The organism is Pseudomonas sp. DCB_BI (assembly GCF_026240995.1).
GTDB lineage: Bacteria > Pseudomonadota > Gammaproteobacteria > Pseudomonadales > Pseudomonadaceae > Aquipseudomonas.
On sequence record NZ_JAPFCG010000008.1, the window covers coordinates 172,429 to 184,123 of the forward strand.

Below are 11,695 nucleotides of genomic sequence, written 5' to 3' on the forward strand. Positions count from 1 at the left end.
TCGTTCTCTCGTTATGTGTAGGTGTTGGTTCAGAATCGGGTCAGGGACAGGCCGGCCCAGGTCGCGAGCAGCCCGCCCACCACGCTGATACTGGTATAGCCCAAGGCCAGGGGCACTTGCCCGCTTTCCATCAGGCGCACGGTATCGAGCGAGAAGGAGGAAAAGGTCGTCAGGCCGCCAAGGAAGCCGACAATCAGGCCGGCACGCAATTCGACCGGCGCCAGCGGCTTGTGCAAGAACAGGCCATAGAGCACGCCGATCAGCAAGCAGCCAACCAGGTTGACCGCCAGCGTACCGGCATAGAAGTGCCGTGGCCAGTGGGCCGTTACCCAGTTGGCAGTGGCAAAGCGCAACAGGGTACCGGCGATACCACCCGCGCTGACCGCGGCTATCACTGCAATCACGGTTTTCTCCGCTGACGGGGGCTGTTGCGGTCAAGGTCGGCCAGGTGGCGCAGCTTCTCGCCAATTTTCAGTTCCAGGCCACGCGGCACCGGCTGGTAGTACTGGCGGGGCTCAAGCTGGTCGGGGAAGTAGTCCTCACCGGCAGCATAAGCGTCGGGCTCATCGTGGGCATAGCGGTACTCGTCGCCGTAACCCAGCTGCTTCATCAGCTTGGTCGGGGCATTGCGCAGGTGCAGCGGCACCTCCAGCGAGCCATGTTCGGCCGCTTCACGCAGGGCGGTCTTGAAGCCCATGTACACGGCGTTGCTTTTCGGCGCGCAGGCCAGGTAGGTGATGGCCTGTGCCACTGCCAGCTCGCCCTCGGGGCTGCCCAGGCGCTCTTGTACATCCCACGCCGCCAGGCACAGGCTGAGCGCGCGCGGGTCGGCGTTGCCGATGTCTTCGCTGGCCATGCGTACCACGCGGCGGGCGATGTACAACGGGTCGCAGCCACCGTCGAGCATGCGCGCAAACCAGTACAGGGCGCCATCGGGGTTGGAGCCGCGCACTGACTTGTGCAGCGCAGAAATCTGGTCGTAGAACGCCTCGCCACCCTTGTCGAAACGGCGGCGGCTGTCACCCAGCAGGCTCTGCAGCATCTCGACATCGATCTCACTGCCGTCTTCGGCCAGGTCAGAGGCGTTTTCGAGAAAGTTGAGCATCCGCCGGCCGTCGCCATCGGCGGCGGCCATCAGCATCTTGAAGGCCTCGTCACCGACCCGCAGGTTGCGCTTGCCCAGGCCACGCTCTTCGGTCAGCGCACGGTTGACCAGCTTGCGCAGCGCCGCCTCGTCGAGGCTCTTGAGCACGTAGACCCGCGCCCGTGACAACAGCGCGTTGTTAAGCTCGAACGACGGGTTTTCGGTGGTGGCGCCGATGAACAGCAGGGTGCCGTCTTCCACATAGGGTAAAAACGCGTCCTGCTGAGACTTGTTGAACCGGTGGACTTCATCGACGAACAGGATGGTGCGGCGGCCATACTGGCCGGCCTGCTGCTTGGCCACCTCGACCGCCTGGCGGATCTCCTTGACCCCGGCCAATACCGCCGAGACGGTTTCGAAGTGGGCGTCGCAGAACTGCGCCAGCAGCCGCGCCAGCGTGGTCTTGCCCACCCCTGGCGGCCCCCAGAAGATCATCGAGTGCAGCGCGCCCTGCTCCAGCGCTTCACGCAGCGGTTTGCCGCGCGCCAGCAGGTGCTCCTGGCCGACATACTCGTCCAGGTTGGACGGGCGCAGGCGGGCGGCCAGGGGCTGGGCGACAGGTTCGCTTCGAAACAGGTCCATGACGAGCTCCGGTTACTCCTTGATCACGTCCGCGCCTTTGGGGATGTCGAACCTGAACGTGCTGTCCGGCACCGGCTGGTTGGCCTTGACGCCATTGAACAGGATGTTGGTGCGCTGGCCGACGCTGTCGATCAGTTGCATGTCATTGATCAGGCCCTTGCGGAACGACACGCGCAGCGAGTCGAACAAGGTGTCCTTGGTCTTGGGCTTGAGGGTGAAGTCCATCACTTCGCCCTGCTCCTTCGAGGCGATGTCGAAGCTCTGGCTGATCTTCGACACATCACCCGACAGCAGCAGCGCCGGGGTCTGGTTCAGGCGTACGTCGAGCTTCTTGATGGTGGCTTGTTCCAGGTCCGGGTCCCACAGGGTGACGTTCTTGCCGTCCGACACCACCACCTGCTCCTGCGGTGCATCGGTGTGCCAGTAGAACAGGCCCGGGCGCTTGACCGTCATCTTGCCCGAGGTTTCCTGCAGGCTGGTGCCGTCGGCACCCAGGGTCAGCTGGGAGAAGTTGGCCTCGAGGGTCTGCGACTTTTCCAGCAGCTGCGTCAGGCGTTGTACGTCTTGCTCACCGGCATAAGCAGTAACCGAGCCCAGGGTCAGGGCAGAAACCAACAGCATGCGAATCGCGCGCATGGGAATCCTCATTGAGCGTTGAAAAGGCCGGACGCCACCGTTGGCGCCCGGCAGGGTGTTCATCAGTCGCGCGGGCCGCCCGGGGCAATCACTTCCCGCGAGCCGTTGCTGTTCATCGGGGTGACAACGCCGGCCATCTCCATCGACTCGATCATGCGCGCGGCACGGTTGTAGCCGATCTTCAGCTTGCGTTGCACGGCAGAAATGGAAGCACGACGGCTCTCGAGCACGAATTGCACCGCTTCATCATACAGGGCGTCGGTTTCGGCATCGTCACCGTCGCCACCACCGCCGCCGCCATCAAAGCCGCTACCGGCTTCTTCGACGCCGTTGAGGATGTCATCGTTGTAGTCCGGGGCGCCACGCAGCTTCCACGCCTCGACCGTGCGGTGCACCTCATCGTCGGACACGAAGGCGCCGTGCACCCGGATCGGCAGGCTGGTGCCCGGCGGCATGTACAGCATGTCACCATGGCCCAGCAGCTGCTCGGCACCACCCTGGTCGATGATGGTCCGCGAGTCGATCTTGCTGGACACCTGGAACGCCATACGGGTCGGAATGTTGGCCTTGATCAGGCCGGTGATCACGTCCACCGAAGGGCGCTGGGTGGCGAGGATCAAGTGGATACCCGCCGCCCGCGCCTTCTGCGCGATACGGGCGATCAGCTCTTCGACCTTTTTGCCGACGATCATCATCATGTCGGCGAACTCGTCCACCACCACCACGATGGTTGGCAGGGTTTTCAGCGCCGGCGGCTCGTCGTCCATGCTCTCGCGACGGTACAGCGGGTCATGGATGATTTCACCTGCCTCCTGGGCATCCTTGATCTTGCGGTTGAAACCGGCCAGGTTACGCACGCCCATGGCCGCCATCAGCTTGTAGCGCCGCTCCATCTCGGCCACGCTCCAGCGCAGCGCGTTGGCGGCGTCCTTCATGTCGGTGACCACCGGGCACAGCAGGTGCGGAATGCCTTCGTAGATCGACAGTTCGAGCATTTTCGGGTCGATCATGATCAACCGCGCGTCTTCCGGGCTGGACTTGAACAGGATCGACAGAATCATCGCGTTCACACCCACCGACTTACCAGAACCGGTGGTACCGGCCACCAGCAGGTGGGGCATCTTGGCCAGGTCGGTAATCACCGGCTTGCCGCCGATGTCGTGCCCCAGGGCCAGCGTGACCGGCGATTTCTGTTCGTCATACTGCGGCGTGGCCAGCACTTCAGAGAAGCGCACCATCTGCCGGTTTTCATTGGGGATCTCGATACCCACGGTGGTCTTGCCGGGGATGACCTCGACCACACGCACACTGGTCACCGCCAGCGAACGCGCCAGGTCCTTGGCCAGGTTGGCGATACGGCTGACCTTCACGCCGGCGGCAGGCTGGATTTCGTAACGGGTAATGACCGGGCCGGGGTGGATCGAGTCTACCGACACCTCCACGCCGAATTCCTTGAGTTTGATTTCCAGCAGCTGACCGACACCGGCCAGGGATTCTGGCGAGTACTCGATCTTCTTCTGCTCGGCCGGGTCGAGGATGGAAATCGACGGCAAGGTGCCTTCCACGGCGCTGTCGATGAACAGCGGCGCCTGCTTCTCCTTCATCACCCGCTTGCTCGGCTCTGGCGCCTTGTCGGCTGACGGCGGCACGATCATCGGGGTGGCGGGCTGCGCACGGGGCACTATCGGCTCGCGTGATACCACCGGCTCGCGGGCGAGGGTTGGCTCGCGCGGCACGACCGGTTCGCGGCTCAGGGTCGGCTCACGCGGCTCCGCCACCGGGGCAGGTGCTTCTTCCCGCTTGAAGATACGTTCACGCAGGGCCGGCTTGGCCGGTTCGCGCTTCTCGGCGGCCATCGGCGCGGCCTTGACCACCGGCTCATCCTCGCGCAGCTGTGCTTCGAGGCGCTTGCGCTCGTTGCGGGCTTCCCACCAGCGGTTGGCGGCGCCTTGCACCAGCTCGAACAGGTCGAGGGTAATCTTGCCGGTCAGGTCCATCACCTTGAACCACGACAGGTCGGTAAACACGGTCAGGCCGAACAGGAACAGGGCAATGAACATCAGCGTGCTGCCCTGCACGTTCAACAGGTTGCGCGCCAGGTCGCCAAGGCTTTCGCCCAGCGCCCCCCCGGCGGAGAACGGCAGGCTCGCCGACGGGTGGAAGTGGATATGCGCCAGCGCCGCCCCCGACAACACCAGGAACACCAGGCCGATCAGCCGCCAGGAGAACAGCCAGCCGCTCCAGTCCCACGGTTGGTGGCGTTGACGGAAGATCTGCCAGGTCTTGACTGCCAGCAGCAGCGGGAAGATATAGGCGAAGTACCCCAGCACCATGAACAGGATGTCGGCGAAGTAGGCACCGGCACGCCCGGCGGCGTTCTGTACCTGGTCCACGGTGGCGGTGTGGCTGAAGCCCGGGTCCGAGGTGTCGTAGGTCAGCAGCGCCATCCACAGGTACAGGCACAGGGCGCCGACAGCGATCAACGCACCTTCCTTGAGGCGATAGTGCAGCTGTTGCCGCCACAGGGGCACGGGCAATGGAGCTGGGGTTGCGGTGGTTTTCTTCAAAACGCGTCTATTCCTGCGCGTGGTGCGCGTCCAATAGTGATCGGCCGACGGTGCGGCCAATGAACCACTACTTTTAACATTACTGCCCGCCCACTGCCATGACGGCGCGCCATAAGGCGCTTGAGTGGGGGCGACTTTCGTATAGCTGCAATTTGAGCACGCATTTTCTTTTGTGACAAAGGCTTATGCTGTGTTTTTGCACAGGTGTGACAGCAAATGTAGCGGTTGGTGCCTGTGGCTTCATGAATGTGTATGAAATTGCCCAATTTGCACGACCCACAGGCGTGGGGACCTCAAAGACATTGACCCTGGTTTTCACCCGCGCCATGCTGCCCTCTCCCCTCCCCCACCGCACGATAGACCATGCTCACCTGGCTGACCCGCGACTCGCTGACCTTCCCGCCTCTGGAAAAGGCCCTGCACGACCCTAACGGCCTGCTCGCCGCTGGCGGCGACCTGAGCCCGGAGCGGTTGGTGCAAGCCTATCGCCATGGCTGCTTTCCCTGGTACCAGGACGGCCAGCCGATCCTCTGGTGGTCACCCGACCCGCGCACGGTCTTGCTGCCAGACCAACTGCACGTGTCGCGGTCGCTGGCCAAGCTGATGCGCCAGGGCCGCTACCAGGTCAGTTTCGACACCGACTTCCCGGCGGTGATCGCCGCCTGCGCCGCGCCCCGCGACTACGCCGACGGCACCTGGATCACCGACACCATGCGCAACGCCTACTGCGAACTGCACCGGCGCGGCATCGCCCACTCGGTGGAGGTACGCCAGGACGGCGAGCTGGTCGGCGGCCTGTATGGCCTGGCGATGGGCCAGCTGTTCTTCGGCGAATCGATGTTCAGCCGTGCGGACAACGCCTCCAAGGTAGGCTTCGTGACCTTGGTCGAGCACCTGCGCCAGGCCGGCTTCGTGCTGATCGACTGCCAGATGCCGACCAACCACCTGCACAGCCTGGGCGCCCAGGCCATCAGCCGCGCCGAGTTCGCCGGCTACCTGGCACGCCACCTCGACCAGCCCAACAGCGCTACCTGGGTGGTTGCCTAGGCGAGTTGCCATAGCTGGCTTACACTTAAAGCAACGTCTCACCGATGGGGGTTGATCATGACAGAGCTGGCGCGGTTGAAGTTTTATGCCACTCAACCCCACTCCTGCAGCTACCTGCCCGACGAGCAGGCGACCACACTGTTCCTCGACCCCAGCCAGCCGATGGACGTGAACGTGTACGCCGACCTGTCGGAAATGGGCTTTCGCCGTAGCGGCGACCACCTGTACCGCCCGCACTGCCAAAACTGCAACGCCTGCGTGCCGGCGCGCATTCCAGCGGCACGCTTCATCCCCAACCGACAGCAGCGGCGCATTCTCAAGCGCAACACCGACTTGACGGTGACCGCGGCGCGCCCGGCGTTCAAGGAAGAATACTTCGAGCTGTACCGACGCTATATCGAAACGCGCCACGCCGACGGTGACATGTACCCGCCCAGCCGCGACCAGTTTTCCACCTTCCTGGTGCGCGACTTGCCATTCTGCTGGTTCTACGAGTTCCGCCTGGAAGGCCGCCTGCTGGCAGTGGCGGTGTGCGACCTGCTGCCCAACGGGCTGTCGGCGGTGTACACCTTTTACGAACCGGACGAAGAGCGCCGCAGCCTTGGCCGCTTCGCCATCCTCTGGCAGATCACCGAAGCCCTGCGCCAGAACCTGGAGGCGGTCTACCTGGGTTACTGGATCAAGAACTGCAAGAAAATGAACTACAAGACGCAGTATCGGCCTATCGAGTTGCTGATAAACCAGCGCTGGGTCACCCTCAACTGAAAGCATTGGCTTGACACGCAGTTTTCGGGCATAATCCACGCCACTTTTTTGCCCGCTGCGGTTATGCGTCGGGCTAACACTGGATACCGAGGGCTCAACTGCATGTCGAAAGAAGACAGCTTCGAAATGGAAGGTACTGTCGTCGACACCCTGCCCAACACCATGTTCCGCGTGGAGTTGGAAAACGGGCACGTCGTAACCGCGCACATCTCCGGAAAGATGCGCAAGAACTACATTCGTATTCTCACTGGCGACAAGGTCCGCGTCGAACTGACACCGTACGACCTGAGCAAGGGCCGCATCACCTACCGTGCGCGCTAAGCTCAAGCCATGAAAAAGCCCGGCCATGTGCCGGGCTTTTTTGTGCCTTACGAAATTGCAAGGGGACTGCAAGGCAGCCCCCCGCACATCACGCAACCTCAGCCGTGGTCTCGAAGTCGAACACCAGTTCGCCATCGCGCAGGTCGACGTGCACCACGCCGCCATGCTCGGCCAGTTCGCCAAACAGGATCTCCTCGGCCAGCGGCCGCTTGATCTTGTCCTGGATCAGCCGCGCCATCGGCCGCGCCCCCATCTGCACGTCGTAGCCCGATGCCGCGAGCCAGCCGCGGGCGTCATCACTGACTTCCAGCAGCACACGCTTGTCCTCCAGCTGCGCCTGCAGTTCGATAAGGAACTTGTCGACGATGCTCTTGATCGTCTCGTGGCTCAGGCGGCCGAACTGGATAATGGTATCCAGGCGGTTGCGGAACTCAGGCGTGAAGCTCTTGCGGATAACTTCCATGGCATCGGACGCGTGGTCCTGATGGGTAAAGCCGATCGACGCCCGCGCCGCGGTTTCGGCCCCGGCGTTGGTGGTCATGATCAGGATCACGTTACGGAAGTCAGCTTTACGCCCGTTGTTGTCGGTCAGGGTACCGTGGTCCATCACCTGCAGCAGCAGGTTGAAGACTTCCGGGTGGGCCTTCTCGATTTCGTCGAGCAGCAAGACGCAATGCGGCTGCTTGGTGATCGCCTCGGTCAGCAAACCGCCCTGATCGAAGCCGACGTAACCGGGTGGCGCACCGATCAGGCGCGACACGGTGTGGCGCTCCATGTACTCGGACATGTCGAAGCGGACCAGTTCTACGCCAAGCGCCTTCGCCAACTGCCGGGCAGCCTCGGTTTTACCCACGCCGGTCGGGCCGGCGAACAGGAACGAACCGACTGGCTTGTCTGGCGACTTCAGGCCGGCACGCGACAGCTTGATCGCAGTCGCCAGCGAGTCGATGGCCTGGTCCTGGCCGAACACGGTCAGTTTCAGGTCACGCTCAAGGTTACGCAGCAACTCCTTGTCGGAACTGGTCACGTGCTTGGGCGGAATGCGCGCAATCTTGGCCACGATATCCTCGACTTGCGGCACATCGATACGCTTGACGCGATTGGCCTCCGGCTGCAGGCGCTGGTATGCGCCAGCTTCGTCGATCACATCGATGGCCTTGTCTGGCATGTGGCGGTCATTGATGTAGCGCGAGGCCAGCTCGGCAGCGGCGCGCAGCGCTTCGTCGCTGTACTCGATGTTGTGGTGGCTTTCGAAACGCCCTTTCAGGCCGCGCAGAATGCCCACGGTATCTTCGACCGATGGCTCGCTCACATCCACCTTCTGGAAGCGGCGCGCCAAGGCACGGTCTTTCTCGAAAATGCCGCGGAACTCCTGGAAGGTGGTCGAGCCGATGCAACGGATTTCACCCGAAGACAACAGCGGCTTGAGCAGGTTCGAAGCATCCATCACCCCGCCCGACGCCGCACCGGCACCGATGATGGTATGGATTTCGTCGATGAACAGAATGGCCTGCGGGCGCTTGCGCAGTTCGCCGAGCAGCGCCTTGAAGCGCTTCTCGAAGTCACCGCGGTACTTGGTACCAGCCAGCAGCGCACCCAGGTCGAGCGAGTACACCACGCTTTGCGCCAGCAGATCGGGCACCTGGCCATCGACGATGCGCTTGGCCAGGCCCTCGGCGATGGCGGTCTTGCCCACCCCAGCCTCACCCACCAGCAGCGGGTTGTTCTTGCGTCGACGGGCAAGGATTTGCGCTACGCGCTCCACTTCCTGCTCGCGACCGACCAGCGGATCGATACGACCGGCACGCGCCAGTTCGTTCAGGTTGCTGGCGTAGGCATCCAGCGGGTTGCTCGAAGAGGAGGTTTCGCCGCCCTCTTCGTCCTGCATTTCCTGGTCGCTTTCAGACTGCGAACCATGCCCCGGCACCTTGGAGATGCCATGGGCGATGTAGTTGACCACGTCGATGCGCGCCACGCTCTGCTGCTTGAGCAGGAACACGGCCTGGCTTTCCTGTTCGCTGAAGATCGCCACCAGCACGTTGGCGCCGGTTACTTCGCGCTTGCCGGAGCTTTGCACGTGGAACACGGCACGCTGCAGTACGCGCTGGAAGCCCAGGGTTGGCTGGGTTTCGCGGTCTTCGTCATTGACGGGAATCAGCGGGGTGGTGGAATCGATGAACTCTTGCAGGTCGTGCTTGAGCTTGTCGAGATTGGCGCCACAGGCGCGCAGAACGGTCGCGGCAGCCTCATTGTCAAGGAGTGCCAGCAGCAGATGTTCGACGGTCATGAACTCATGACGCTTCGAACGGGCCTCCTTGAAGGCAAGATTGAGGGTGACTTCGAGCTCGCGGTTTAACATAGCTTCACCTCATACCCAAGTGGTCGGCGATTAACCGTCCTTCTCGATTTCACAGAGTAGCGGATGCTGGCTTTCCCTGGCGTATTGGTTGACCTGCATTGCCTTTGTTTCGGCGATGTCACGGGTAAACAATCCGCACACTGCCCGCCCCTCGGTATGGACGGTCAGCATGATCTTGGTCGCCAGCTCGCGGTTCAGACTGAAGAACGTCTCGAGCACTTCGACGACGAAATCCATCGGTGTGTAGTCATCGTTGAATAAAACCACCTTGTACATCGGTGGCGCCTGCAGGATCGGCTTGGCTTCCTGAACTGCAAGACCTGAGCCGTCGTCCTCATTCGATTGCGGGCGATCCTGATTGAATGTTAGTCGAATCTCACTAGGTGCATGCATGGAAAGAATTTCATCATGAGCGTCAGGTTAAGGTAGTGGGTTGACTGCACAGGCCGCGGCCGGCGCAGGCGCCGCGTGACCTTGACTATCGGCAAAACGGTGTTACAACCAATAAGAACCCACCGTGGTCGATAAAGATCCGCGCAGTCAACCAGATTTTTCGCAGGTTCGTATGCGGATGAAGTGGATGATACTCCAGTGATGGAGTCCTTTGCAGAGGGACATTGGGATGGCAAGCGGTAAAGTCAAGTGGTTCAACAACGCCAAAGGCTATGGTTTCGTCAATGCCGATGGCGATAGCGAAGACCTCTTCGCCCATTATTCCGCCATCCAGATGGACGGCTACAAGACCCTCAAGGCCGGCCAGACCGTGACGTTCGACATTGTGCAGGGCCCCAAGGGCAAGCACGCGGTGAACATTTCCGGTAACGCAGCCGTGAAAGCAGATATCACGCCGGAGGTCGTTACGGCCAACGCCTGACCTGCTTCGCTTTGCCGGCAGATGAAAAAACCGGCCGCTTCTTCATGGAGCGGCCGGTTTTCCATTGCCTCACATATGCTTGATCATCGCATCGCCAAACCCTGAACTGCCCACCAGCGTCGCCCCCTCCATCAAGCGCTCGAAGTCATAGGTCACGGTCTTGGCCGCAATCGCCCCATTGGTGCCCTTGATGATCAGGTCGGCCGCCTCGGTCCAGCCCATGTGGCGCAGCATCATCTCCGCCGACAGGATCACCGAGCCGGGGTTGACCTTGTCCTGGCCCGCATACTTGGGCGCGGTGCCGTGGGTGGCCTCGAACATGGCCACGGTGTCGGACAGGTTGGCGCCCGGGGCGATGCCGATACCCCCCACCTCAGCCGCCAGGGCGTCGGACAGGTAGTCACCGTTAAGGTTGAGGGTAGCGATCACATCGTACTCGGCCGGGCGCAGCAATATCTGTTGCAGCATGGCGTCGGCGATGGCGTCCTTGACGATCACCTCGCGGCCGGTTTTCGGGTTCTTGAACTTCATCCACGGCCCGCCGTCGAGCAGTTCGGCGCCGAATTCCTCACGGGCCACCTCGTAGCCCCAGTCCTTGAAGGCCCCTTCGGTGAACTTCATGATGTTGCCCTTGTGCACCAAGGTGAGCGACTCCCGGTCGTTGTCCACCACATATTGCAGGGCCTTGCGCACGAGGCGCCTGGTGCCCTCGCGGGACACCGGCTTGACGCCAATGCCGCAGTCCTGGTCGAAGCGGATCTTGGTGACGCCCATTTCCTCTTTCAGGAACTTGATCACCTTGTTCGCTTCGGGCGAGCCAGCCTTCCACTCGATCCCGGCATAGATGTCCTCGGAGTTCTCGCGGAAGATCACCATGTCGACATCACCCGGCTTCTTCACCGGGCTCGGCACCCCCTGGAACCACAGCACCGGGCGCAGGCACACATACAAGTCGAGCTGCTGGCGCAGGGCGACGTTCAGCGAACGGATCCCACCCCCGACCGGGGTGGTCAGCGGGCCCTTGATCGACACCACGAAATCACGCACGGCATCGAGGGTTTCCTGGGGCAGCCAGGTGTCCTGGTCGTACACCTGGGTGGCCTTTTCACCGGCATACACCTCCATCCAGGCGATCTTGCGCTTGCCGCCATAGGCCTTGTGCACGGCGGCGTCGACCACCTTGATCATGACCGGCGAAACATCGACGCCAATTCCGTCGCCTTCGATATAAGGAATGATCGGGTTGTCAGGCACGTTGAGCGAATGGTCTGCATTGACGGTGATCTTGGCGCCGTCGGTCGGAACCTCGATTTTCTGGTATCCCATGCTTGCACTACTCCGCTGTCGGGTGTGGTTTGGACATCATGCGCTGCAATCAGCCTAAACCACATCTGCCGACC

The 11,695-nt window shown here is 62.1% G+C and carries 11 protein-coding genes; 4 read left to right on the forward strand and 7 right to left on the reverse strand.

Translation table 11 applies throughout. The features are described 5' to 3' along the window. Positions 1-29: 29 nt before the first annotated feature. From crcB to OO258_RS11175, 4 genes are all read right to left on the reverse strand, one after another. The gene (gene crcB, locus OO258_RS11160; protein WP_110744618.1) at positions 30-404 is read right to left on the reverse strand and encodes a fluoride efflux transporter CrcB; all 375 of its coding nucleotides are present in this window, start codon (positions 402-404) and stop codon (positions 30-32) included. Next, positions 401-1,726: a replication-associated recombination protein A gene (locus OO258_RS11165; protein ID WP_266030400.1), complete on the reverse strand. Its 1,326-nt coding sequence runs from the start codon at positions 1,724-1,726 to the stop codon at positions 401-403. The genes crcB and OO258_RS11165 overlap by 4 nt, the downstream gene beginning before the upstream one ends. A gap of 12 nt (positions 1,727-1,738) precedes the next feature. After that, the gene (gene lolA, locus OO258_RS11170; protein ID WP_110744620.1) at positions 1,739-2,362 is read right to left on the reverse strand and encodes an outer membrane lipoprotein chaperone LolA; all 624 of its coding nucleotides are present in this window, start codon (positions 2,360-2,362) and stop codon (positions 1,739-1,741) included. 62 nt (positions 2,363-2,424) lie between these two features. Continuing rightward, positions 2,425-4,989: a DNA translocase FtsK gene (locus OO258_RS11175; RefSeq protein WP_416309205.1), complete on the reverse strand. Its 2,565-nt coding sequence runs from the start codon at positions 4,987-4,989 to the stop codon at positions 2,425-2,427. 303 nt (positions 4,990-5,292) lie between these two features. On the opposite strand from OO258_RS11175, the gene aat reads away from it, so the two are divergent. The 3 genes from aat (at position 5,293) to infA (ending at position 7,062) form a co-directional block, all read left to right on the forward strand. Then, positions 5,293-5,976: a leucyl/phenylalanyl-tRNA--protein transferase gene (gene aat / locus OO258_RS11180; RefSeq protein WP_110744621.1), complete on the forward strand. Its 684-nt coding sequence runs from the start codon at positions 5,293-5,295 to the stop codon at positions 5,974-5,976. Between the two features lie 57 nt (positions 5,977-6,033). Continuing rightward, positions 6,034-6,741, forward strand: coding sequence for an arginyltransferase (locus OO258_RS11185; RefSeq protein ID WP_266030406.1), 708 nt, complete (start codon positions 6,034-6,036; stop codon positions 6,739-6,741). A 102-nt stretch (positions 6,742-6,843) separates the two neighbouring features. Continuing rightward, positions 6,844-7,062 (forward strand): translation initiation factor IF-1, encoded by a 219-nt coding sequence (infA, locus tag OO258_RS11190; RefSeq protein ID WP_002553999.1) that lies wholly within the window; start codon positions 6,844-6,846, stop codon positions 7,060-7,062. An 88-nt stretch (positions 7,063-7,150) separates the two neighbouring features. Here the strand turns inward: infA and clpA are convergent, their stop codons facing one another. Next, the gene (gene clpA / locus OO258_RS11195; protein WP_110744623.1) at positions 7,151-9,421 is read right to left on the reverse strand and encodes an ATP-dependent Clp protease ATP-binding subunit ClpA; all 2,271 of its coding nucleotides are present in this window, start codon (positions 9,419-9,421) and stop codon (positions 7,151-7,153) included. Between the two features lie 30 nt (positions 9,422-9,451). Further along, positions 9,452-9,814, reverse strand: coding sequence for an ATP-dependent Clp protease adapter ClpS (clpS, locus tag OO258_RS11200; protein ID WP_003251220.1), 363 nt, complete (start codon positions 9,812-9,814; stop codon positions 9,452-9,454). A gap of 229 nt (positions 9,815-10,043) precedes the next feature. Here clpS and cspD point away from each other — a divergent pair, with 229 nt between their 5' ends. Then, complete coding sequence (cspD, locus tag OO258_RS11205; RefSeq protein WP_146230358.1) at positions 10,044-10,295, forward strand: cold shock domain-containing protein CspD; 252 nt, start codon at positions 10,044-10,046, stop codon at positions 10,293-10,295. 69 nt (positions 10,296-10,364) lie between these two features. On the opposite strand, the gene icd is transcribed toward cspD, so the two are convergent. Beyond that, complete coding sequence (icd, locus tag OO258_RS11210; RefSeq protein WP_266030412.1) at positions 10,365-11,621, reverse strand: NADP-dependent isocitrate dehydrogenase; 1,257 nt, start codon at positions 11,619-11,621, stop codon at positions 10,365-10,367. Positions 11,622-11,695: the final 74 nt, after the last annotated feature.

Coding starts and splice junctions, on each gene's coding strand:
- OO258_RS11165 (WP_266030400.1), bottom strand. CDS start 1,726: ATGGACCTGTTTCGAAGCGAACCTGTCGCCCAGCCCCTGGCCGCCCGC.
- lolA (WP_110744620.1), bottom strand. CDS start 2,362: ATGCGCGCGATTCGCATGCTGTTGGTTTCTGCCCTGACCCTGGGCTCG.
- aat (WP_110744621.1), top strand. CDS start 5,293: ATGCTCACCTGGCTGACCCGCGACTCGCTGACCTTCCCGCCTCTGGAA.
- OO258_RS11185 (WP_266030406.1), top strand. CDS start 6,034: ATGACAGAGCTGGCGCGGTTGAAGTTTTATGCCACTCAACCCCACTCC.
- infA (WP_002553999.1), top strand. CDS start 6,844: ATGTCGAAAGAAGACAGCTTCGAAATGGAAGGTACTGTCGTCGACACC.
- clpA (WP_110744623.1), bottom strand. CDS start 9,421: ATGTTAAACCGCGAGCTCGAAGTCACCCTCAATCTTGCCTTCAAGGAG.
- clpS (WP_003251220.1), bottom strand. CDS start 9,814: ATGCATGCACCTAGTGAGATTCGACTAACATTCAATCAGGATCGCCCG.
- cspD (WP_146230358.1), top strand. CDS start 10,044: ATGGCAAGCGGTAAAGTCAAGTGGTTCAACAACGCCAAAGGCTATGGT.
- icd (WP_266030412.1), bottom strand. CDS start 11,621: ATGGGATACCAGAAAATCGAGGTTCCGACCGACGGCGCCAAGATCACC.